The sequence below is a fragment of the Pseudomonadota bacterium genome (genome assembly GCA_039033415.1).
Classification (GTDB): domain Bacteria; phylum Pseudomonadota; class Gammaproteobacteria; order Xanthomonadales; family SZUA-38; genus JANQOZ01.
Genome location: JBCCCR010000029.1, coordinates 42,405 through 66,176 on the forward strand (window position 1 = coordinate 42,405; position 23,772 = coordinate 66,176).

Annotated in this window: 21 protein-coding genes; 17 read left to right on the forward strand and 4 right to left on the reverse strand. The window is 62.0% G+C overall.

The features are described from left to right. The first annotated feature begins 229 nt into the window (after positions 1-229). The 12 genes from dusA to AAF358_20900 all read left to right on the forward strand — a co-directional run bounded on the left by dusA (position 230) and on the right by AAF358_20900 (position 14,876). Entirely contained in the window at positions 230-1,216 is a 987-nt protein-coding gene (dusA, locus tag AAF358_20845) for a tRNA dihydrouridine(20/20a) synthase DusA (protein ID MEM7708012.1), read from the forward strand. A 141-nt stretch (positions 1,217-1,357) separates the two neighbouring features. After that, positions 1,358-2,221, forward strand: coding sequence for an arginine deiminase-related protein (locus tag AAF358_20850; protein MEM7708013.1), 864 nt, complete (start codon positions 1,358-1,360; stop codon positions 2,219-2,221). A gap of 302 nt (positions 2,222-2,523) precedes the next feature. Next, positions 2,524-4,995 carry a bifunctional aspartate kinase/homoserine dehydrogenase I gene (thrA, locus tag AAF358_20855; GenBank protein MEM7708014.1) on the forward strand — a complete coding sequence of 824 codons (2,472 nt, stop codon included), beginning with the start codon at positions 2,524-2,526 and terminating at the stop codon, positions 4,993-4,995. A 9-nt stretch (positions 4,996-5,004) separates the two neighbouring features. Beyond that, complete coding sequence (locus tag AAF358_20860) at positions 5,005-5,991, forward strand: homoserine kinase (protein MEM7708015.1); 987 nt, start codon at positions 5,005-5,007, stop codon at positions 5,989-5,991. A 2-nt stretch (positions 5,992-5,993) separates the two neighbouring features. After that, complete coding sequence (gene thrC, locus AAF358_20865) at positions 5,994-7,277, forward strand: threonine synthase (protein MEM7708016.1); 1,284 nt, start codon at positions 5,994-5,996, stop codon at positions 7,275-7,277. Between the two features lie 166 nt (positions 7,278-7,443). After that, positions 7,444-7,671 (forward strand): hypothetical protein, encoded by a 228-nt coding sequence (locus AAF358_20870; GenBank protein MEM7708017.1) that lies wholly within the window; start codon positions 7,444-7,446, stop codon positions 7,669-7,671. A 34-nt stretch (positions 7,672-7,705) separates the two neighbouring features. Further along, positions 7,706-8,392: a response regulator transcription factor gene (locus AAF358_20875; protein MEM7708018.1), complete on the forward strand. Its 687-nt coding sequence runs from the start codon at positions 7,706-7,708 to the stop codon at positions 8,390-8,392. Positions 8,393-8,473: 81 nt separating this feature from the next. Next, positions 8,474-9,835 (forward strand): ATP-binding protein, encoded by a 1,362-nt coding sequence (locus AAF358_20880; protein ID MEM7708019.1) that lies wholly within the window; start codon positions 8,474-8,476, stop codon positions 9,833-9,835. A gap of 8 nt (positions 9,836-9,843) precedes the next feature. After that, entirely contained in the window at positions 9,844-10,638 is a 795-nt protein-coding gene (gene mazG, locus AAF358_20885) for a nucleoside triphosphate pyrophosphohydrolase (protein MEM7708020.1), read from the forward strand. A 260-nt stretch (positions 10,639-10,898) separates the two neighbouring features. Then, on the forward strand, positions 10,899-13,295 hold the full coding sequence (locus AAF358_20890) for an ATP-binding protein (protein MEM7708021.1): 2,397 nt from the start codon (positions 10,899-10,901) through the stop codon (positions 13,293-13,295). Then, the gene (locus AAF358_20895) at positions 13,292-13,597 is read left to right on the forward strand and encodes a DUF962 domain-containing protein (GenBank protein ID MEM7708022.1); all 306 of its coding nucleotides are present in this window, start codon (positions 13,292-13,294) and stop codon (positions 13,595-13,597) included. Before AAF358_20890 ends, AAF358_20895 begins: the two co-directional genes overlap by 4 nt. A gap of 19 nt (positions 13,598-13,616) precedes the next feature. Continuing rightward, positions 13,617-14,876: a DUF445 domain-containing protein gene (locus AAF358_20900; GenBank protein ID MEM7708023.1), complete on the forward strand. Its 1,260-nt coding sequence runs from the start codon at positions 13,617-13,619 to the stop codon at positions 14,874-14,876. 175 nt (positions 14,877-15,051) lie between these two features. Here AAF358_20900 and AAF358_20905 read toward each other — a convergent pair whose 3' ends face one another. Continuing rightward, entirely contained in the window at positions 15,052-16,482 is a 1,431-nt protein-coding gene (locus AAF358_20905; protein ID MEM7708024.1) for an MATE family efflux transporter, read from the reverse strand. A 343-nt stretch (positions 16,483-16,825) separates the two neighbouring features. Next, complete coding sequence (pyk, locus tag AAF358_20910; GenBank protein ID MEM7708025.1) at positions 16,826-18,253, reverse strand: pyruvate kinase; 1,428 nt, start codon at positions 18,251-18,253, stop codon at positions 16,826-16,828. A 176-nt stretch (positions 18,254-18,429) separates the two neighbouring features. Between pyk and AAF358_20915 the strand changes: the two genes are divergently transcribed. Beyond that, positions 18,430-18,675 (forward strand): hypothetical protein, encoded by a 246-nt coding sequence (locus tag AAF358_20915; protein MEM7708026.1) that lies wholly within the window; start codon positions 18,430-18,432, stop codon positions 18,673-18,675. A 21-nt stretch (positions 18,676-18,696) separates the two neighbouring features. Here AAF358_20915 and AAF358_20920 read toward each other — a convergent pair whose 3' ends face one another. Next, entirely contained in the window at positions 18,697-19,005 is a 309-nt protein-coding gene (locus AAF358_20920; protein MEM7708027.1) for a hypothetical protein, read from the reverse strand. 132 nt (positions 19,006-19,137) lie between these two features. On the opposite strand from AAF358_20920, the gene AAF358_20925 reads away from it, so the two are divergent. The 4 genes from AAF358_20925 (at position 19,138) to metF (ending at position 23,311) form a co-directional block, all read left to right on the forward strand. After that, positions 19,138-19,500, forward strand: coding sequence for a hypothetical protein (locus AAF358_20925; GenBank protein MEM7708028.1), 363 nt, complete (start codon positions 19,138-19,140; stop codon positions 19,498-19,500). A gap of 160 nt (positions 19,501-19,660) precedes the next feature. Further along, positions 19,661-20,833 (forward strand): methionine adenosyltransferase, encoded by a 1,173-nt coding sequence (gene metK, locus AAF358_20930; protein MEM7708029.1) that lies wholly within the window; start codon positions 19,661-19,663, stop codon positions 20,831-20,833. A 150-nt stretch (positions 20,834-20,983) separates the two neighbouring features. Continuing rightward, entirely contained in the window at positions 20,984-22,408 is a 1,425-nt protein-coding gene (gene ahcY, locus AAF358_20935; GenBank protein ID MEM7708030.1) for an adenosylhomocysteinase, read from the forward strand. A gap of 69 nt (positions 22,409-22,477) precedes the next feature. Further along, positions 22,478-23,311: a methylenetetrahydrofolate reductase [NAD(P)H] gene (gene metF, locus AAF358_20940; protein ID MEM7708031.1), complete on the forward strand. Its 834-nt coding sequence runs from the start codon at positions 22,478-22,480 to the stop codon at positions 23,309-23,311. Positions 23,312-23,390: 79 nt separating this feature from the next. Here metF and AAF358_20945 read toward each other — a convergent pair whose 3' ends face one another. Beyond that, complete coding sequence (locus AAF358_20945; protein MEM7708032.1) at positions 23,391-23,573, reverse strand: hypothetical protein; 183 nt, start codon at positions 23,571-23,573, stop codon at positions 23,391-23,393. Positions 23,574-23,772: the final 199 nt, after the last annotated feature.

Genomic DNA, 23,772 nt, shown 5'->3' on the forward strand with positions numbered 1-23,772 from the left:
CGCTATGATCACTCGTCCAAGCCTCGTTAGATGCTTTGGGTGTTCTCAACTTTCAGCGGCTTTTTGTGAACGTGATTGCACTGATTCCATGGTCACTGGCCCAAGCTGGTGGTATTGAATGTCCTCGACGCAAGACTGACCCGTTAAAATCCGTTGTAAATGAGGCAGAAACGGGCAGAATCTGGACAAGTCGAAAATTGAGGAATCCCGATAAAGGTCAATGAAATCAATGAGATCAAGGGTCAATCGAGTTAGCGTCGCCCCGATGATGGACTGGACCGATCGCCACTGTCGCTATTTCCATCGGCTGCTGACGCCTTCAGCCCGCCTGTATACGGAGATGGTGACGACAGGTGCGGTGATCCATGGCGATCGCCAAAAGCTGCTCGGGTTCGATCCTGTCGAACACCCGGTGGCGCTGCAGCTTGGTGGTTCAGACCCTCAGGCGCTCGCCGAGTCGGCGAGCATCGGTGAAGCGTTCGGCTATGACGAAATCAATCTCAACGTCGGCTGCCCGAGTGACCGCGTACAGACCGGGCGCTTCGGTGCCTGCCTGATGCGCGAGCCTGCGCTGGTGGCCGACTGCCTTGAGGCGATGCGCGAGGCGGTGACCGTCCCGGTGACGGTGAAACACCGCCTCGGTGTCGATGAGCAGGACCAGGACACCGATCTTGAACAATTTGTTGAGAGCGTTGTGTCCAGCGGCACCACAACGCTAATCGTGCACGCTCGTCAGGCGCTGCTGAAAGGACTGAGTCCCAAAGAGAATCGGACCGTCCCGCCGCTCAACTATCCGCGCGTCTATCGACTGGCGGCGGAACACCCCGAGCTCACGATTGTCATCAACGGCGGAATCGAGACGGTGGAGCAGTGTGAGCAGCACCTGGCCCGCGTCGACGGCGTCATGCTCGGTCGCGCGGCCTATCAGAATCCGTTTCTTCTGGCCGTGTGCGAGGAGAAGCTGCTCGGCGGCCGGCCGCCGGCCAGCCGGGAGGCGGTCTTGAGGAGCCTGAGACCTTACGTCGAGCGGCAGCTTGCAAACGGGACGCCGCTGAAGCACATGACTCGACACCTTCTCGGACTATTCCAGGGGCAGCCCGGAGGACGCTACTGGCGGCGTTTCCTGTCGGAAAACGCGCACCGGGCAGACGCCGGCTGGTGGGTCGTCGAGGGGGCACTGGAGGCGGTGCACCGGGCCGCAGGAAAAGCGGCCTGAGCGCCGCGGCGAGCCCATGACCAGAACAGAATTTCATCGCTGAGCCAGGCGGTTTTGAGTTAGACTTACAAGCTTTTGCCCTGCCCGAAAATGTTGACCGAAAGCCCCAGCGAGTTCCTCGATTGCGCACTGAAGGCGCCGGTGGATTATTCCGCCGCGACGGCGGCTGCGGCTTTCCTGGTGGCCGACCCCAGCTTCTCGGTGGCCACCGAAACCGCTGACGACAACCAGTACCTTGATCTCGACGAACCGGCCCGATCGGAAGAAGCCTGGCTGCAGCAGTGCAAGCTGGCACAAACGCTTCGGGATCTCGGCCTGCCGACGGTCAGCTTCAGCCCGCTCGCCGGCGCCGGCGACAGCGTGTTTCCCAACAACGCCTTCGCCACCAGCCAGCGCCGGCTGATCACGGGCGCCATGCATTATCCAGGTCGGCAGCGCGAGACGACCCACCCAGGAATCCGGCAGTTCTTTTGCCAAACGCTGGGCTACGAGCTGGTGGAGCTGGACCGCGCGCAGTGCACCGCGGAGCTGACCGGTTCGCTGATTATCGATCACGCCCGGCGGGTGGGTTTTTGCGGTCTCAGTGAGCGGGCGGACGCGGCAGGCGCCGCGGTCATGCACGAGGCATTTGGTCTGCGTGCAACGTTCCTTTTCGCGCTGGAACCGCAGGAATATCACACGAACGTCGTGTTGTCGGTGTTGGCCGGTCGCGGAGCGATTGCCTATGCACCTGAGGCGTCGCAGCAATCGCTGCGCGAAGTGCTGGACGCGCTCTACGGGGCGCAGGTGCACTACCTCACGGAAGCGGAAAAAAACCACTTTGCCGCCAACTGTCTGGCGGTGACGCCAGGAGACGTGGTGATGAGCAAACGGGCTGCCGAGGCGCTGAGTGAAGCGAGCGCTGCGTGGTTTCGGCAGGCGGACTTCACCGTGACCGGCGTTGACGTCAGTGAGCTCGAGCGAGCCGGCGGCAGCGTGCGCTGCATGATTGGCGAAATCTTTTAAGCTAGTGTCCTGTCACGTGAATTGGTTGGATTTCAGAGCCCCGTTGGGCGCCAAGAACAAGGCGCATCGCGCCAACCATGGCCGACGCCGTTGGCAAGCGATGCAACGCGGTTATGGTTGCCCAAGGGGGCTCCCCCAAGAAATGAAGAACAGCGCGTCCCACAAGGCAAAGAGCGGCGTTGCGAGCCTTGGCCAGGGAACCACCCTGGCCGGCGGCTCGCGCCTTGCCCCAGGGCCTTGTGGACACGCGCTGAAACTCAACCAATTAACGTGACAGGACACTAAAGCTGGGGAGCAAGGGCATCAAAGCCAGAGTCTATAAATTCGGCGGCAGCAGCGTTGCAGACGCCGACCACTATCGCCGGGTCGCCAATATCTGCAGCGCGGCCCTCGGGTCGCCGCTGATTGTTGTAGTGTCCGCCATGAAAGGGATGACCGACGCGCTCTTTGCGCTGATCGAACTGTCGGAGTCAGGGCAGGATTACAGCGCCGACCTGGAGCAACTGTGCAACCGCCAGCGCGAGGCCTTTACGACGCTCACCGGCGCCGTGCCGCCGGAAGTTGAGAGCGATTTTGCAGACCTGGCGGATCTGCTGCGAGGCGCTGCGCTTGTGCGTTCAGCGGACGGCCCGGTTCGCGATACGGTTTCCGGCATGGGGGAGCTGTGGTCTTCCCGCCTGCTCACCGCCCATCTCACGCAGCTGGACCAGGACGCAGACTGGCTTGATGCCCGGCGGTTTATTGTGGTCTCGGAAGGGGAAATGGGGCCAAACGTCGACTGGACAGCCTCGCGCGAAGGGCTGACCTCGACCCTGGAAGACCGGCGCCCGGCGATCTGGGTGATGCCGGGTTACGTCGCCCGCACGGGCCGCGGGCGTACGACCACCCTTGGACGCAACGGCAGCGATTTCTCCGCCGCGATCGTCGGTCGTCTCATGGACGCTGATGAAATTCACATTTTCACCGACGTTGATGGCGTGATGAGCGCCGACCCGCGCCTGGTCCCCGATGCACGCGTCCTCAGCGCGATCTCATTCGATGAAGCGTTGGAGCTCGCCTACTTCGGCGCCAAGGTCATCCATCCACAGACTCTGGGCCCGGCGATCGCCGCCGACATCCCTGTTCGCATCCGTAACACCTTCGCGCCGGAAGGTGCGGGTACCCGGATCGGACTGAAAGATGGCGATGATTTCAGCATCAAAGGCATCTCGGCGATCGACGACGTGGGCCTGGTCAACGTTGAGGGTGGCGGGATGATCGGTGTCCCGGGCACCGCGCGCCGGCTGTTTGGCGCCCTGAAGCGCGGCAATATCTCCGTGGTCATGATCAGCCAGGCGTCGTCCGAACACTCGATCTGTGTCGGCGTTGCCGGCAGCTCCCTCAGGTCCGCCACCGCACTTTTGCAGGAAGAATTTGAAGACGAGCTGCGTCAGGGGTTGATCAACACGATCAGCTCGCAGCCCGGCCACAGCGTCTTGGCGATTGTCGGCGACGCGATGGCCGGTCAGCCCGGCATTGCCGCACGGTACTTTTCCGCGCTGGGCGCCGCGGGGATCAACGTGCGGGCCATCGCCCAGGGATCGTCGGAGCGAAACATCTCAACTGTGATCCCTCAGGCCGACGTGCAGCGTGGTGTTCGTGCCGTTCACTCGGCGTTTTACCTGTCGGCTCAAACGCTTTCGGTAGGGGTTATTGGCCACGGCAACGTCGGAGGGGCATTGCTGAACCAGCTTCATCGTGAGGTCGAGCGGCTGCGGGCTGAGTCGAGTGTCGACATCCGAATCCGCGCCATCGCTGGCTCCAGGAAGATGCTGCTGGGTGACGGCCGGCTGGAGCTTGAGGCGTGGAAGAAGCAGGTTGAGGAGAGCGGGGAGGCGACCGATCTGGACGTATTGGCAGACCACGTGCAAACCGATCACGTGCCGCATGCGGTGTTGATCGACTGTACCGCGAGTGATGCCGTCGCCGACCTGCACCATCGCTGGCTGGGTCGCGGAATTCACGTGATCACCGCCAACAAGAAAGCTGCTGCCGGGGATCTCGATCTCTATCGGCAGCTCCTGACGGCGAGCCACCTGACGGGCAGTCGATACCTTTACGAAACCACCGTCGGTGCCGGTCTGCCCGTTGTGCAAACGCTGTCGGACCTGCGTCAGACCGGTGACAGGGTCCAGATGATCGAAGGAATTTTTTCCGGCACGCTGGCATATTTGTTTAACATGTACGACGGGAGCCGGGGTTTTTCGGCGCTGGTGCGGGAAGCCTGGGAGAAGGGCTACACCGAGCCAGATCCGCGGGATGATCTGACCGGAACGGACGTGGCCAGGAAACTGGTGATCCTGGCTCGAGAAATCGGTATGGAGCTCAACGTGAAAGATCTGACGGTGAGCTCGCTGGTGCCGGCTGAGCTGGAAGAAGCCACGGTGGATGAATTTCTGGCCGGACTTGAGCAGCACGACGGGGCGCTGGCTGCCCGGCTCGAAGCGGCCAACGCGGCGAATCGTCGGCTGCGCTTTGTCGGGCGTTTGACCAGCGACGGCAAGGCGAGCGTCGGCTTAACCGAAGTGGAGGCGGATCACCCGTTTGCCGGGATCGATCTGACCGACAACGTGGTGCGGTACGTCACCGATCGCTACTGCGACAATCCGCTGATTGTTCGCGGTCCCGGCGCCGGGCCGGAAGTGACTGCGGCCGGCGTCTTTGCGGACCTGCTGCGCCTGGGCTCTATGCTGGGCGCGCCGCGGGTAGCGCCGCTGCGGCAAATTGAGGACTGAACGAGAATCATGACCAACCAGCAAGGCCAGCGTGAAAGCGTATCGCTGGGCAACATCCGTGAGACCTGCGCGTTTGCGCCCGCTAGCGTCGGCAATGTCGCGGTGGGCTTCGACGTGCTGGGTCATGCCCTGCAGGGTGTCGGTGACACGGTCACTATTCGACAGGTTGAAGAGCCGGGTGTTCGGCTGGCCGGCGTGAGCGGCGTGCTGCCGGACCTGCCCGAAGACGTTGAGCGCAATACGGCGCTCAAAGCGGTCGCGGCGATGGTCGACGCCCTGGCGCTCAATTCCGGTTTCGAAGTCCACGTCGACAAAGGCATTCCGCTGGGATCCGGACTCGGAGGCTCAGCCGCCTCCGCAGCGGCAGCGGTCGTTGCGGTCAACAAGATGCTGAAGATCCCGCTGCCGATCAATCAGCTCTACCCGTACGCACTCGCCGGCGAAATGGTCGCCAGCGGCAGCGAGCACGGTGACAACGTGGCCGCCTCGCTGCTCGGTGGACTGGCCATGGTCGGGCCCTACGGGCATCGCTATCCCATGACCATCCCCGCGCCAAGCAGGCTGCGCTGCATCGTGGTGCATCCCCAGATCGAGATTCAAACGCGCAACGCACGGGCCAGCCTGAAGAAAGGTTTTTCCCGGGAGCTGGTGGTCGCCCAATCGGCTAATCTGGCCGCGTTTGTTGCCGGATGTTTTGAGAAAAATATTGATGTGATCACCGCCAGCCTCAAGGACCTGCTGGTCGAGCCGCAGCGGGCCGCCTCGATTCCGGGTTTTAAGCAGGTGAAAGCTGCGGCACTGGAGGCGGGCGCGCTAGGCTGCTCGATTTCCGGTTCCGGTCCCAGCGTGTTTGCCTGGTTTCAGGCGGAGAGCGCGGCCACCGTGGGCGGCGAAGCCATGGCGCAAGCCTTTACCGAGCAGGGCCTGGAAACGCGCGTGTTCAGCTCACCGGTGAACTGCCCGGGCGCGAGGCTGGTCACCGACGCGGCGGGCTAGCCATGCTGTTTTTTAGTACCCGGGGCGGTCCACGAGTCCCGCTGGCTGAGGCGGTGCTCAAAGGCCTGGCGCCCGATGGCGGCCTCTACGTTCCACTGGCGTTCCCCTCGCTGGTGCCTGATGATTTTGATCCCGAGGCGAACCTTGCGGCGATCGGTGAGCAGCTCATCCGCCCGTTTTTTGCTGACGATGAGCTGGCCGGTGACCTTCAGGACATCTGCCGGGAAGCCCTTAACTTTCCCGTGCCGCTGCTGCAGACAAGCGACAAGCGCCTGTCGATCCTGGAGCTATTCCACGGTCCCACCGCGGCCTTCAAAGATATCGGGGCCCGTTTTCTGGCCGCTTGCCTGACCCGCCTGAGCGGCGACAGGCGTCCGACCGTCATGGTCGCGACCTCTGGTGACACAGGCAGCGCCGTGGCCGCGGCCTGTGCTGAACGCGCTGGGCTGAGGGTGGTCATTCTTTACCCGGAAGGCGGCGTCTCCGCGCGGCAGGAACATCAGCTGACCTGCTGGGGCGACAACGTACTCAGCCTGCGCGTGCGCGGTGCTTTCGACGACTGTCAGCGTCTGGTCAAAGCGGCATTCCTCGACGAAGCGCTGACCGCAGCATGCCCCCTGACCTCAGCGAACAGCATCAGCGTGGCTCGACTGCTGCCGCAGATGAGCTACTACGCGGCGGCGAGTCTGCGGTGGCGCGCGCGCCACGGTCAGGACGCTAACTTTATTGTTCCCACCGGCAATCTTGGTAACGCGCTGGCCGGCATCTGGGCCCGCCGCTGCGGGATGCCAATCGGTCAGATTGTGCTGGCGACCAACGCGAACACCGTGATCCCGCGATTCCTCGGATCCGGGCAGTGGCAGCCGGAGGACACGGTGGCTACGCTCGCCAGCGCGATGGATGTAGGCAACCCCAGCAACATGGAACGGCTTCGCCATCTGCACCCGGAGCACGCTGAACTGAATCAGCAGGTGAGCGCCTACGCGTTCGAGGACAACGCGATTGCCGAGACGGTGCGCGAGACGCACGACTCGCTCGGCCTGGCGATTTGTCCCCACACCGCCACGGCCCTGGCGGCGTTCAGGAAGGTTGATCCGGCGCTGTCCTGGACCGCTCTTGCCACCGCCCACGCGGCCAAATTTGAGGGCACGGTAGAGCCGCTGATCGGCCAGCCGGTGGAGGTCCCGCCGGCGCTCGCCGCTCTGCTGGAGCGACCGACGGGCAAAACGGATATCGAACCTTCGCTGCCGGCGCTGAAGGCCCGATTGCTCGACTGGTCACAATAAGGCAGTTCAGCCGACGTTAAGTTTGCGCTGGTAAGGTGATGGGCCTGAGTGGGCTGCCGGCTAATGGGTCGTGCGGCCTTTGGTGTTACGCCTGCCCGTGGCAGGTACCTGCAACGTTTGTGAATGATATTATTTGTCGATGAACCCACGACGCCGAAAATTGCTGATGGCAGCCACCTTGGGCCTCGCCCTGGGGCTCGGCGTGCCCGCAGCCAGCGCCATGACCCTGGCGCAGGCGGTCAACAAGGTTCGCCGTGATACCGGCGGCAAGGTCCTGTCGGCTCGCACCGAAGTGCGGAACAACCGGCAGATTCACATCGTTAAGGTCCTGACCAAAGATGGCAAGGTGAGATACGTGCAGGTCGCCGGCAATCCGGTGAAGCCGCGACGATAGCGGCCGGCTTGCTGCCGATGGAGGGCTGATTACCTTGCGAGTTCTGGTCATTGAAGACGAAAAGCCGCTTCGCGAGACGCTTGTCGCGCGGCTGCAGCGTGAGGGATACGCGGTCGACGCCGCGGCTGACGGTGAAGAAGGTCTATACCTGGGTCAGGAATATCCGATCGACGTCGCCGTGGTGGATCTGGGGCTACCCAAACTCGGCGGCATGGAGGTGATCGCCCGCTGGCGAGAGGCCGAGAAGCGATTCCCCGTTTTGATTCTGACCGCGCGGTCGGAGTGGCAGGACAAGGTGGAAGGCCTCGGTGCCGGTGCGGACGATTACCTGGTCAAACCTTTTCACGTCGAGGAACTGCTGGCGCGTCTGAACGCGCTGGTTCGTCGCGCCGCCGGCTGGGCGCAGTCGGTGCTGCAGAGCGGGCCGATATCGCTCGATACCAGCGCGCAGCAGGTCAGTCTCGACGGCGAGGCCGTGGAGCTGACGTCCTTTGAGTATAAGGTCCTGGAATATCTGATGATGCATGCCGGCGAGGTGATTTCGAAATCCCGGCTGACCGATCACATCTACGAGCAGGACTTCGACCGCGACAGCAACGTCATCGAAGTCTTTGTCGGGCGGCTGCGCAAGAAGCTGGACCCCGATGGCAGCGTCAAACCGATCGAAACGCTGCGCGGGCGCGGCTACCGCTTTAAGGCGGTGGAGCCCGCGACCAGCTAATGGGGCGGATGGCGGTCTGCTGGTCTCCAAGAGTGCAGCAGGCTTCAGCACCCCGTCCGGCGCGGGCTATGATGATCCCCGATGAGCCGAACTCGACCTCTGTCGCTGACCGCCAGACTGACCCTGGCCGTGAGCATCGCGCTGGTAGCCTTCCTCGGGCTGACCGGGCTGGTGCTGGATCGCGCCTACGCCGACAGCGCCCGTGACGCGGTCCAGGATCGTCTGCAGGGTGTCATCTATACGCTGCTGGTTGCGGCTGACCTAGACACCGATGACCGCCTGCTGCTCCCGGACGCCACCCCCGAACCCAGGCTGAGCCGCCCCAGCTCCGGGCTGTACGCGCGCGTCTCGGGTGAACGCTTCGGCTGGAACTCCAGCTCCCAGGTGGGGCATGAACTCGAGTGGCCGCCGCGCGTCCTGACGGGTGAAACCCAGTTTTATCTACCCAACATGACGGTGGTTGAGCCGGTGTTCACGCTGAGCCTCGGCGTTGCCTGGGAATCACCCGAAGGTCGGGACGTACCGTTTACCTTTTCCGCCGCGGAATCCACCGTCGCCTTCGAGGCGCAGCTGGCCGAGTTTCGTCGATCGCTCTGGGGCTGGCTGGGCGCCGCGTCGGTCCTGCTGCTGCTGGTTCAGTCTGTGGTGCTCGGCTGGAGCCTCAAGCCCCTGCGCAGCGTGGCGGCAGATCTTGCGAGGGTGCAGCGCGGCGAGGCGGACGCCATCGAACGGGACTATCCCCAGGAGCTGGCCGGACTAACCGGCAGCATCAATACGTTTATCAGCTCGGAGAGAAAACAGCTGGCCCGTTTCCGCAATTCGCTCGCTGACCTGGCGCACAGCCTGAAGACGCCGCTGGCGGTGATGAGCACGTCGCTGGACAGCGAGGAAACCGGCAATGGTGAGATGCTGCGGTCGCAGGTCAGGCGGATGAGCGACATTGTCGGCTATCAGCTGAAGCGGGCGCGAACCTCCGGTCATCAAACCTTTGCGAGACCCATTCCGATTGCAGACCGCGCTGAGGAGGTTGTGCAGACGCTGGAGCAGGCGCATCGCGAGCGCCAGATCCAGTGTGAGTTTGCGATCGATCCTCAGGCGCGTTTTTACGGGGAAACCGGTGATCTCGCAGAGCTCCTGGGCAACCTGCTGGAAAATGCCTTCAAATGGTGCCAAAAGCGGGTACTGCTGACCGCCAAGGCGCTGCCGGGGAAGACCCGCTCGGGTCTTGAGCTGATTATCGAGGACGATGGCCCCGGCATCGATCAGGATCAGGCCGAGCAGCTGCTGCAGCGCGGCGTGCGTGGTGACGAGCAGCTTCCCGGGCACGGGATCGGCCTGGCGGTCGTTCGCGAATTGACCGACTCATACGGTGCGCAGCTCGGCATTGCGCGCAGCGAGCTTGGCGGCGCGAGAATCTGGATTCGATTTCAAGGAGACACGTAGTGAGCGAAATGCAGCGCCTGCTCAGCATTATGGCGCAGTTGCGTAACCCGGAGGGCGGCTGCCCCTGGGATCTCAAGCAGGACTTTGCGTCGATTGCCCCGTACACCATCGAGGAGGCGTACGAAGTAGCGGACGCGGTGGCCCGCGAAGATATGACGGACCTCAAGGACGAGCTTGGCGATCTGCTGCTTCAGGTGGTCTTTCATGCCCAGATGGCGACCGAGGCTGAGCACTTCAGTTTTGAAGACGTAGCGCGGTCGATCAACGACAAGATGGTGCGACGCCATCCGCATGTGTTTGGCGACGCCACCGTGACCACCGCGGATGACCAGGTGAACGCCTGGGAAGCGATGAAGAAAGCCGAACGCGGCGCTGACCAAGACCCTTCCGCGCTGGCCGGGATCACGCGCGGCATGCCGGAATGGATGAGAGCGCAGAAGCTGCACAGCCGCGCCGCGGCCGTCGGCTTCGACTGGCCAGACGCGGCTGGCGTCCTCGACAAGGTCCGTGAAGAGGTCGGCGAGCTGGCCGAGGCCATGGATGAACCCGAGTATGCCGATCATTGTGAGGAGGAAATCGGCGACCTGCTGTTCTCCACGATTGCTCTCGCCAAACACCTAAAGGTGGATCCGGGCCGGGCGCTGCGTGGGGCCAACCGGAAATTTGAGGCTCGCTTCCGAACGCTGGAGCAGCTGGCATCAGAACCGCTCGATGACCTCGCCATGGACCAGCTCGATCAGCTGTGGGAAGCCGCGAAGAAGGCCCTGGCGGCGGACTCCTCCTCAAACCCGGGAGAGAGATGACCGTATCCATATCGCATCAGCAATTGGCGACACCTGCGCCTTCTCAGACGGCCAATTTGTCGGAAAATGGGGCGCTTTTGCGTATTCGTTTTAGGGGCATCGGTGCGCGGCGACGCCCCCGGCGATCGGTCAGTCAAAAAATCGGCTGGGGTGCCGATGCTATAACATATCTTTTCAGTGCAGCGCGCCGGTGCCCTCTCTATCGATCGGCCCAGTGAGCGCCAGGTGATCATGCGTATACTGCAGGGAAGGGCCTTGCTTTGACCGTAGAGACAAAACGCAGCGTAGACAGCTTAAAAACCCAGAACCAGGTGCTGCTGGATCTGGCCATGTCGCTTCGACACCCCAACCCGGATTTCAGCGCTGCGCTAAAGAAAATCACCGAGGCCACGGCCCGTTATCTCGCCGTCCAGCGAGCTGGCATCTGGTTCTTCAGCGACGATCGCCGCGTGCTGAGCTGTGCCGATATGGTTGAGGATGACGAACACCGGACGGCTGCCCCCCTGTTGAGCACCCAATGCCCCTCTTACTTTGCCGCGTGCGAAACGTCTCGCGTCGTCGACGCGGACGATGCGGTCACCGACCCGCGGACGCGCGAGCTGGCAGAGGTGTACCTCAAGCCGACCGGAATTGGTGCGATGCTGGACGCCCCCATCTTCTCGGGTGACACGGTTCGCGGCGTCGTATGTGCCGAACACGTTGGCCGCCCTCGGGAGTGGACCGAAGACGAAAAGGCGTTTGTCAGCTCGGTGGCGGATCTGGTGGCGCTGTCTCTTGTCACGCGGGAACGGACCGAGGCCCGGGATCATATCGAAGCGCTGCTCGAGATCATTCCGGTTGGCGTGCTGGTGGTCGACCAGGCGGGCACTGTCGTCCGTAGCAACGCCCGTTCCAAAGCCCTTTTTGACTGTGACGGCACCTGGCTGCTCGGCCGGGAGGTTTCGACAATTCTGCCGGCCGCGATGGAACCGGAGCGCGGGGTACTCAGCCGGGGACTGAAGGGAGAGTTTGGCCCGCCTGGCGCAGCCGAGGAACACCTGCTGGAAGGGTGCGCGCGCGGTGGTCGACAATTTGCCGTCTCCCTCTCGATGAATCCCATCACGCAGTCGGGTGAAGAGCTGCTCGTGGTGCTGGTCAACGACGTATCCGAGCGGCTTCGGATGGAGTCCGAGGTGCGTGAATCGGAAGCCAAATACCGGGCCGTGGTCGAAGACCACACAGGATTTATTCTCCGCACCAATAGCGATGGCCAGTTGGAGTTTGCTAACCAGTCGCTCTGTGATTTTTTTGGGTTTTCCCCCAACCAGGTTCAGGACTATTACATCCGCGATCTGCTGAGCGATAAGGAGATGGCGATCGTGCGCCGGGCGGTGCGCCGAATCAGTGCTGATCACCCCGTTGAGACATACGAGAACGAGATTGTCGGCGTAGACGGACGGTCGGCTACGGTGGGCTGGACGCTGAGGGGATTTCATAACGCCAGCGGCGAGCTTCAGGGATATCAGGCGATCGGCCAGGACGTGACGCTCGCCCGCGCCCAGGAGATGCGCCTTCGCGAAGCTGAGCGTCTCGAGTCACTCGCCGTGCTTTCCGGCGGCATTGCGCACGATTTTAATAACCTGTTGACGCCGATCCTCGCCTACACCGATATGGTGCTCACCACCATGACCGACGAAACGGAAAACGTGGAGCGTCTCCGGTCCGTGGTGACCGCTGCGGAGCGCGCCAGCTCCCTCGTTGGGCAGCTGCTGGTGTTTTCCCGACGGGAGCGCTCAGAGCACCGCGAGCCGCTGCTGGCTGCACCGTTTATTCGTGAGACGCTGGAATTTGTGCGTGCCTCAGCGCCGGCCAACGTGGAAATTGAAAGCCAGGTGGACAGCTACTGTGGCGTGATCGAGGCGAACCCGTCAGACGTTTTTCAGATTCTTTCCAATCTTTGCGCCAATGCCGTACAGGCGATGCCTGCGGGGGGGCGACTGACGGTCAACGCCAGCGAGGTCAGCCGGGAGGATCAGGGCTGGCTGCAGCTGATCGTCAAGGACAATGGGCCCGGCATCAAGCAGCAGGACCGCTCGTATGTTTTTGACCCGTTCTGGACCACGAAACCGAAAGGCAAGGGCACCGGGCTGGGTCTGTCGGTGGTGCGTGGCCTGGTTGAAGAGCTTGGCGGCCAGGTTGAGCTGGCGACGGAAGAGGAGGGCAAAGGCGCCACCTTTGTCGTGCTGCTGCCGAACCAGAACGTGCCGGTAGAGGAGCAGGTTGCCGTCGATCGAGCGCGCGTGTTCTCCGGTACCGAAAGCGTGCTGATTGTCGACGACGATCCGGCCATCGCCGGCCTGGTCGGAGAGGGCCTGCAGAAACTCGGCTACTCGGTGACGGTCCGCAACTCTGCCAACGAGGCGCTGGCGGCGATCCGGGAAGACCCTGACGGATTTGACGCGCTGCTGACTGACTTTACTATGCCCTACATGAGCGGTATCGATTTAGGCTTGCACTGCCGACGGGAAAATCCTGACCTGCCAGTGGTGCTCATGTCCGGTTTCGGCCAGATGATTACGCAGCAGGAGCTGGATCGCGGTCTGATCAGCGCCTGCATCCAGAAACCGTTTCGCATCGATCAGGTGGCCCACGCGCTGCGCGAGGCGCTGGACCAATGAGCAGCGAGTTTTCGAGCTTCCGGGAGTTTTATCCCTTTTACCTGTCGGAGCACAGCAACGCCGTTTGCCGGAGGCTTCACTTTGCAGGCACCAGCCTGGTGCTCGCTATCGTTGTGTATGCGCTGCTGTCCGGCAACCTGTGGGTGCTGCTGGCGATCCCGCTGGCGGGCTACGGCTTTGCGTGGGTCGGCCACTTTTTCTTTGAAAAGAATCGACCGGCGACGTTCCAGCATCCCTGGTACAGCCTGCTGGGTGACTTTGTCATGTACCGCGACATGCTGATCGGGCGGGTGAGTTTCTGAATACGCCCTCGGCGGCGCTTTGAGTCCTCCGGCCGCGCCCGGCCTATCCGACGCCGATCTCGCCCGGCGCCTCAAGCGCATGCGGCGACTCCCGCTTCTGTTGCTCGCCGCGATGGCGATCGTGTTCAGCTGGACCCAGTGGCTGGCCCCGTCTGCGACGTGGGTCGGTTACGTCCAGGCATTCGCGGAGGCCGCGATGATCGGCGCCCTGGCCGACTGGTTTGCCGTTGTGGCCCTTTTTCGGCACCCGCTGGGTCTGCCGATACCTCATACGGCGATTGTGCCGCGGCGCAAGGACGAGATCGGTGAGTCGCTGGGCCGGTTTGTCGTCGCTAATTTTCTGACCCCCGACGCGGTGGGACAGCAGATGGCCCAGCGCTCATCGGCCGCTACGCTGTGCCGCTGGAGCGTCCTCCACGCGGACACGCTGGCCGATACGCTGCTGAAGCTGCTGGGCTGGACCACCGAGGTTTTCCAGGAATCGCGCTATCGCGAGTTTTTTGCCCGCAACGTGCTGTCGCGGCTCGAGCAGCTCCCGACCGCAGGCGCTGCCGGCCGTTTGCTGGGTCTGATGGCCAGCAATAGCCATCACCAGGCGCTGCTCACCGAGCTGCTGCGGGTGCTGACAGCGTTTCTGGAAGACCACCGTGAGTCGCTGCGCGGCCAGATGCAGAGCGAGAGCCCGTGGTGGGTGCCTGAGTTTGTCGACCAAAAGATCTACGACAAGATTATCGATCGGGTTCAGCAGCGACTGCTCGAAATGGTGCTGACTCCCGATCACGAAATTCGCCAGCGTTTTGACTCGGCTTACCGGGAGCTGGCCGACTCACTCATGGACCCCGACAGCCTTACGGCTCGCCGCTTTGAGTCGGTGAAAGCAGAGTTTCTGCGTGACCCGAACGTGCGGGGCTACTCCGAGGAGCTGTGGCGTGAACTCTCGATCATGGTGGGAGACGCGCTTAAAGAAAACCGTGGGGCTTCCCACAGCTTCGCCGCCGACCTGATCCGGCGCACGGCCATGGACGCGCTCGACAATCCGAGCCTCATTGAAACATTTGATCGATGGCTGCACGACGGGGCGCGATTTGTTGTCGCGCAGCTCGGCGAGGAGGCCGCTGGTCTGATCAGCTCGACGGTGCGCAGCTGGGATCCGGTGGACACCGCCAAACGAATTGAACTGCAGATCGGTCCCGACCTGCAGTTCATCCGCATTAACGGCACGCTCGTGGGCGGGCTGGTGGGCCTGCTGCTGCACACAATCGTGCACGCGCTTCCCTAAACGCACACCGCGTGAATACACGCTGCACTTCGTTCCGCACCGTCCGGCATAGGGATGTGCCGGCATTTTCGATGGCTGCAAGCCAGCGAAAATGTAAGCCAAAGGAAAATGACATTTTTCATTTGGCGATGTTCAAAAAGCCATGGATGGCTTTTTGAACACTCAACGCAGTTGCTTAAACCTCCTTCAGTTTCCAGCGTCCGCGGCGGAAGGCCCAGACGGCGCCGACGGAAAGAAACGCCTCCGAGATCGGCACCGCCATAAAGACTCCCTGCGGGCCCAGCGCCAGTGCGTTTGCCAGCCACCAGGCCAGGGGAATCTGGAGCAGCCAGAACGCGAAGAAGTTGAGCACCGTGGGCGTCCGGGTATCACCGGCACCGTTCAGGGCCTGCGTCAGCACCATCCCGAGACCGTAGAAGCAGTACCCCATGCTCAAGATCCGCAGACACTGAACGCCGTAGCCAAGCACCGCCGGATCCTGCGTAAAGATCCCGACAAGCTGTGGTGCGAACAGCAGGAACGCCGTCGCCACAACCAACATGAACGTGACGTTGTACCGGACACACAGCCACGCGGACTGCTGTGCCCGCAGCGGCTGGCCTGCGCCCAGATTCTGTCCCACCAGGGTGGCCGCCGCGTTCGATAGACCCCAGGCCGGCATGATCGTGAAGATAATGATGCGCAGGCCGATGGTGTAGCCGGCCACGGCGGCGCTGCCATGATCGGCAATCAGTCTAGCCAGGAAAATCCAGCTGGTTGTGCCGATGATGAACTGGCCCACCCCGCCGGCACTCACCGTCAGCAGACGGCGCAGCACCGGCATCTGAAGCTTCAGATGGTGCCAGCCCAGCCGCACCTTGCGACGGATGCCGGTGAGCATCCACAGCTGGTAGACAACGCCACAGCCGCGGCCGATGGTGGTCGCAACGGCAGCGCCCGCAACACCTAGCTCTGGGAACGGCCCGACGCCAAAAATCAGCAGCGGGTCGAGCACGATGTTGATGCCGTTCGCCAGCCACAGCGAACGCATGGCGATGCCAGCATCACCAGCGCCACGGAAGACGGCGTTGATAATGAACAGCCAGGTGATGGTCAGGCTGCCTCCCATCAGCCAGACGGTGTATCCGCTGCCCGTCGCGACAACCTGTTCGCTGGCGCCCATCAGCCGCAGGATATCGTCGGCGAACGAAATGCCGAGCACTGCGACCACCACGCTGGTAATCAGCCCCATCCAGAGCGCTTGGCCCGCAACAACCGATGCCTCCTCGTGTCGCTTCTCGCCGACCCGTCTCGCCACCATGGCGGTGGTTCCCATACTGAGGCCGATGGCAACGGCGTAGAGCAGGGTGATTGCGGCCTCCGTCAGGCCTACCGCGGTGACGGCGTCAGCGCCGAGCTTGGCGACAAAAAAGATGTCGGTAACGGCAAACACCGATTCCAGCGCCATCTCCAGCACCATCGGTACCGACAACAGAAAGACCGCCGTGCCGATCGGCCCGACGGTGAAATCTTCGGTCTCACCGCGTACGGCCTGCTTCCACAGCCGCCACCAGCGGCGCACGCCGCCGACGGCCGGCTCCGCGGTACGGTTTTGAGTAACGTTCATGATGACACTCCAGCCCGCCACAGCGCCTCGTGCGCTGCTGCAGTCATTCAATTAGCTTGCGTGGCGCCGGATTTGGCGCCGGGAAGATCGCCGGCCGTTAGGCCGCGCTCGCCAGGGTGCGAGGCTTGCTAAAGGCAAACGGCGATTGCGTCGGCTTGTACATTTCTGCGCTGCTCATCGGCTCTGCCCTTGTGGAGTGAAACATGAAAGAACGAGCGACCATACGCCGATCGCTGGCATTTGCAAGTGTCGGGAGACGTTCCCGGTCGGCAATCTATTTCTTCGCGGCGTTTTCGAAGGTGGTAAGCCGCTGAAAACGTGGGTCAATTAACCAAAGGTTTGCTCAGGTGACAATTTCTGCGCGAATCAGGTTGGTGGTGCCGGACACGCCAAACGGGACGCCGGCGGTGATCACATAGTAGTCGCCGGGCTGAGCAATACCCGTTTGCGTGATCACCTCATTGGCTCGCGCCACCATCTCGTCCGAGTCGCGAATGTCCTCGGCCAGCACCGGATCGATCCCCCAGGACATGGCCAGCTGCTGATAAGACTCCCGATTTGGGGTAATGGCGAGCACGTATTGCGTAACGCGGTGCCGCGCGACGCGGAGCGCCGTGCTGCCGCTTGAGCTGAAGGTCACAATCACCTTGGCGTTGATCGCGCTGGCCATCTGGCAGGCGGCGGACGCAACGCTGTCAGCCAGCGATGCTTCGACGGAAATCTGGGTTTCGCTCATGGCCTTTTGGTAGCCTTCGTCAGCCTCCACCGATAGTGCGATCTGGTTCATAACCCCAACCGTTTCTGTTGGATAGTCGCCGACCGCCGTTTCCGCTGACAGCATGACCGCGTCCGTGCCGTCAAAGATCGCGTTGGCAACGTCGGAAGCTTCAGCGCGCGTCGGCGTGGGTGAGGTGGTCATGCTCTCCAACATCTGCGTGGCGGTCACCACCGGCTTCCCCGCTTCGCGGCAGAGCCGAATCAGTTTTTTCTGAACCATGGGTACGCGGTCGACCGAGAGCTCAACGCCAAGGTCGCCCCGGGCAATCATGATGCCGTCAGCTTCCTCAAGGATGTCAGCGAACCGCTCGATGGCGCTGGGCTTCTCGATTTTGGCCATCAGCTTGGCCCGGCTGGCGTATCGGTCCAGGTAGTGTCGCGCCAGCAGGATGTCGTCGCGGCTGCGTACGAAGCTCATGGCGACCCAGTCGACGTTCAGCTCGGCACCCACCTTAATGTGGGCGGCGTCTTGCTCCGACAGCGCCGGGATTTTGAGGTCGCTGCCGGGCACGTTGATGCCCTTGTTGTTCGACAGCGGCCCGCCGCGCACGACCCGCGTGACCAGGGTTTCTCCCTGGACTTCCGTGACCTCCAGCTCGAGCCGGCCGTCGGCCAGCAGCAGCGTCTCACCGGCCTTAGTATCGCGCGCCAGCCCCGGATAGGTGACGCCAACCCGGTTTTCATCACCCGGTGAGTCGTCGTCGCAGGTCAAACGGAACGTGTTGCCTTCGGTCAGGTTCACCGGCCCGTCCGCAAAGCGCGTGGTGCGAATCTTGGGGCCCTGAAGGTCCTGCAGGATGCCGATGGCCCGGACGGTTCTTTTTTCAGCAGCACGAATTCGCTCGACCACCGCCGCATGGTCCTCCGGCTCACCGTGAGAGAAATTCAGGCGGAATACGTTAACCCCGGCGTCGATCAGTCGTTCCAGCGTGTTCTGATCGGAACTGGCTGGGCCAACCGTTGCGATAATGCAGGTCTTGGAGTTGGTTTTCATGGCTTGCCTGGGGTCTTCGGAGTCGGTATTTTCGAGCTCGAATTTTACAGAAAAAAAACGGCTGGTGTTGAGGGGCAACGCCGGCTGAGAGGTGGGGCTTTGTGATCATTTCCTGCCCCGGCTGCGGAAGCCGGGTATCCAACAAGCACGCGGTCTGCCCACACTGTGGAACCGCTTTGGACGCAGCGACAAACGACGGGATCTCGGCAGACGAAGCCCAGCGTCGTCGACGCTTGCTCCGCCGAGGGCGTATCGAGCTTCAGAGCTACCTGTCCATACTGGTTATGGTTGCCGGAGCGAGCTGGGGCTTCGTTTCCTCCGACTACCTGGAGTATCCAGTACCCTTCTGGCCGATGGCGGTGACGAGCACCGGCGCACTTTGGTACCTGGGCGTAAGGGTTTACGGCATCTTCGTACGCTGAGGGGGCGTTAGCGAAGCAGCGCTATTTCCTGAGCTCGTCTTCCCACTGGAACTTCCGATCGGTGACGATCGCCTCGAGCGTGGCGATACGGTCCTTGAGCTCTACGATTTCCGCCGCCATGGCGCGTTCGCGCTGCGTCGGTTCTTCGGTTTCCTCGTCGTCCAGGCTTTCATCCCAAAGCTGTCGCCACCAGGTCGGGCGCTTGCCGACCTCACGCCGCTGCCGGCGGGCTTCGCCGTTGGCGCTCACGCGGCTTTCCAGCGCGCTCATCAACACACAGCAGGCCCAAACGAACATGCCAAACAAAAACCATTGCAGTGCAGTTGCCATTCAGGCCTTCTCCTAACGTCTAAGGGCTTGAATCGTCGCATTTTTTGGGGTCCTGCGTAATTGACAAAAGTCATGATCACCCCTGGTCCATAGGCACCGCAGCGTCCTTGGGTTATTCTCAAGCCTATGAAAGTGAAACAGTTTCTAGAGACCTACCGCGCAGCGTTCGACGCCTTTGACGCGGACAGCATCGCCGACCTTTACCATTACCCCGGCCTCATCGCGTCCATGGATCAGAGCGAGGCGCTGCTCACCCGGGATGACGCGGTGAAATATTTCGCCCGTGTGTGCGATACCCACAAGCGGATGGGCTATCACCGGGCGCTGCTGCTTAGCAGCGAGCGCGCGACGCTGACCGAAAACCTGGCGACGGTCACCGTACGTTGGCGCTTCGAAACGTCAACCGGTCAGGTGATTACGGAGTTTGACTGCACCTACACGCTCTGCGACCTCGGTTCCGGGGTCAAAGCCTTCTCTGCGGTGGTACACGGTTAGTCTCCCAGCAAAGGGACGCGATCGATCGCTCCCGCGACCGACGTAAAAACCCATGGATTCATGCCCCCCGGCTCACGGCTGAAGCCACGCCCCCGAGGGTGACATTCCCCGGCCGGGCCGATAAACTATATCTCTTTATCCGATTAAAGAGATATTTAACATGCGAAGCCACCTGTTTACGTCGGAGTCGGTGTCGGAAGGGCACCCAGATAAGGTCGCCGACCAGATTTCCGACGCGGTGCTGGACCAGATTATCGACCAGGACCCGGCAGCCCGTGTGGCCTGCGAGACCATGGTCAAGACCGGCGTGGCGATCGTCGGTGGAGAGATCACTACCTCGGCCTGGGTCGATCTCGAGGAGCTGATCCGCGGCGTCATCAACGATATCGGCTACAACTCTTCAGCGGTGGGTTTCGACGGCTCCACGTGCGCGGTGGTTAACATCATCGGCAAACAGTCGCCCGATATCGCGCAGGGCGTCGACCGGTCGTCCCCGGAAGAGCAGGGTGCCGGTGACCAGGGCCTGATGTTTGGCTACGCTACCGACGAAACGGACGTGCTGATGCCAGCGCCCATCCACTTCTCCCACAAGCTGGTTGAGCGCCAGGCGCAGGTGCGACGTGAAACCTCAGAAGGCCAGCAGTACCTGCGTCCGGACGCGAAGTCGCAGGTCACGTTCCGCTACGAAGACGGCCAACCTGTTGCCATCGACGCCGTGGTGCTGTCGACGCAGCACAGCCCGGAGATTTCCCAGGCGGATCTGACCGAGCTGGTGCAGGAACAGATCATCAAGCCGGTGCTGCCGCACCAGTGGCTGTCCTCGCAAACGAAGTACCACATCAATCCGACGGGCAAATTTGAAATCGGTGGCCCCGTGGGCGACTGCGGCCTGACGGGACGCAAAATCATCGTCGACACCTACGGCGGGATGGCCCGGCACGGTGGTGGTGCATTCTCGGGCAAAGACCCGTCGAAAGTGGACCGCTCGGCAACCTACGCCTGCCGCTACGTGGCCAAGAACATTGTGGCGGCCGGTCTGGCCAAGCGCTGCGAGATTCAGGTTTCCTACGCGATCGGTGTCGCCGAGCCCACCTCAGTTACCGTCGAGACGTTCGGCACTGAGACGATCCCGGTGGAGCGAATTGAGGCACTCGTCGCTGAACACTTCGACCTGCGCCCGTACGGCTTGATGCAGATGCTGGATTTGATTCGACCGATCTATCGGCAAACCGCGGCGTACGGACACTTTGGCCGAATCTACGACGCGGCGACTGGCGCATTCAGCTGGGAAAATACCGACAAGGCGGCGGAACTTAGAGCGGCCGCGGGTTAAAACGTATTCGATACACCTGAATTTGACGATTCGGGTTTTAACGTGACAGAAATCAGGCTGATGAGAAGCGCTGCAAGCCAAAAAAGGCCCAGGCTCATCACGTCTGACGATCATAACGGCGCTACCCGACTCATTAGGAGCACATAGTTTATGAGCGCAGTAATTCAACCGGAGGTGGGCAAAGACTACCTCGTCAAAGATATCAGTCAGGCCGACTTCGGCCGGAAGGAAATGAGCATCGCCGAATCGGAGATGCCCGGCCTGATGGCACTCCGCGAGGAGTTTGGTGACGCGCAGCCACTGGCGGGTGCGCGGATCGCCGGTTCACTGCACATGACCATCCAGACCGCCATGCTGATCGAAACGCTGACGGCCTTGGGTGCAGAGGTCCGCTGGGCGTCCTGCAACATCTACTCAACGCAGGATCACGCGGCGGCAGCCATTGCAGCCTCGGGTGTACCGGTGTTCGCCTACAAAGGCGAGACCCTGGACGAGTACTGGGAGTACACCCATCGCATCATGCAGTGGCACGACGGCGGCACGCCGAACATGATTCTCGATGACGGCGGTGATGCCACCATGCTTATTACCCTGGGGTCAGCCGCGGAGAAAGATCCTTCGGTGCTCGACAATCCGGGCAGCGAAGAAGAGCGCTCGCTGTTTGCCTCGATCCGTCAGCGTCTAGAGTCTCAGCCGGGCTTCTACAGCAATATCCTCGGCAACATCAAGGGCGTGACCGAAGAGACCACCACGGGCGTTAACCGCCTGTACCGGCTGGCGGAAAAGGGCGAGATGCCGTTTCCGGCAATCAACGTCAACGATTCGGTCACCAAGTCCAAGTTCGACAACCTGTACGGCTGCCGCGAGTCGCTGGTGGACGGCATCAAGCGTGCCACCGACGTGATGATCGCCGGCAAGATCGCCATCGTGGCGGGCTACGGTGACGTGGGCAAAGGCTCCGCACAGTCGCTGCGTGGCCTCGGCGCCAACGTCTGGATCACCGAAATCGATCCGATCTGCGCTCTGCAGGCGGCGATGGAAGGCTATCGCGTCGTCAACATGGAAGACGAAGGCATCGTCGAGCAGGCCGATATCTTTGTGACCGCCACGGGCAACTATGACGTCCTGCGTCGAAGCCATCTCGAGCGGATGAAGAACGAGGCGATCGTCTGCAACATCGGTCACTTCGACAACGAAATCGATGTCGCAGGCCTGGAGGAATACACCTGGGAGCCGATCAAGGATCAGGTCGACCACGTGGTGTTCCCCGACGGCAAGCGGATTATCCTGCTGGCCGGCGGTCGCCTGGTAAACCTGGGCTGCGGCACGGGTCACCCGAGCTTCGTGATGTCCAACTCCTTCACCAACCAGACGCTGGCTCAGATGGAACTGTTCAATAACGCGGACGACTACGAGAACAAGGTCTACGTTCTGCCGAAGCACCTGGACGAAAAGGTTGCGCGGCTGCACCTGGATCGCATCGGTGCCCGCTTGACCGAGCTGTCGCCGGAACAGGCTGACTATCTTGGGCTGAAGGTCGAAGGCCCCTACAAGCCTGATCACTACCGCTACTAAGCGGCAGTCCTTAAGTTTCCGGCCGCCGCGGGGCGGCCGGATTCCTCCTCCCGCCCATCCGGGTTATCCATGACCAACTTCAGCTTCGAGTACTTCCCGCCGCGGAACAGCGCCCAGCGCGAGCGCTTTAAGGAAACGCACCAGCGTTTGCGGGCGCTCAAGCCCGAATACTTTTCGGTGACCTTCGGTGCCGGCGGCACGACGCGAGACGAGACGGCGGATACCGTCGACGAGATTCGGGCGACCGATCCCGTTGCGCCACATATCTCCTGCCGAGGCGGCACCGAGGACACGATCAGCGCACTGCTCGATCGCTATCGGGCAAAGGGTGTTGATCGACTGGTTGTTTTGCGAGGTGACCCGACCTCCGGCTCGGTCGGCGGTGACCGCTTCGCCTACGCCTGCGATCTTGTTTCGTTTATCCAGCAGAACTATCCGCAGCAGTTCTCCATCGCGGTAGCCTGCTATCCGGAGGTGCATCCGGAAGCCTCGAGTGCCGCAAAAGATCTGGCCTACTTTAGATCGAAGGTCGATGCGGGTGCTTCGGAGGCGATCACGCAATATTTTTTCAACGCGGACGCGTACTTCCGGTTCGTCGATGCGGCGACCGCCGCGGGCGTTGAGGTACCGATCGTTCCAGGCATCATGCCGGTGACCAACTACGCTCAGCTCAAGCGCTTTTCGGACGTTTGCGGTGCGGAGATTCCGCGCTGGATGGAGGCGAGGCTACGAGACTTCGGCGACGACAAAATAGCGATTGCTGACTTCGGGCTGGAAGTGGTCGGGGAAATGTGTGAGCGACTCATTGCCGGCGGCGCCCCGTCGCTTCACTTCTATACGCTGAATCGCGCCGCCGCGACGGTCAAGCTGATCGACGCGCTGGGCCTAGCGGAAGCATCCTGACGGCAACGTCGGGCATCCGTGCCCGTAACGCCAATCCGTGGTGTGCCGTCAGGACCGGGCTTGCGCCCGGACTTGCTGCCTACAGCCCGGAACTGAGCCTTTCCGCCATCCACTGGCGAACAAAGCGATCGTCCTCTTGATAAACGGGCACGTCGTCTGCGGCCGTCCTGAGGCCGAGCTCGAGTTCCGCGATGGTCGCCGCTTCCCTGGCGTCCGGGGTTTCTTGAAACCCTTCGGTGCTATCCCACTGCATCTCCATCATTGCTGTCTCCTTGGCTGTTGCTTCTGCCTGCCTCGTCGCCGTGTCCTGCCGGGTTGAGGCCCTCGTGGGTGTTTCCTTTCACTCCACGGCTTAAAGTATACGGCCGGCCGGAGCCGTTTTCTGTCAACGAATGTGTGCCCGGCGTAAGCAATTGTTAACTCGGAGATCGAGCCCATTAACTCTGTAAAAACAACCTGTT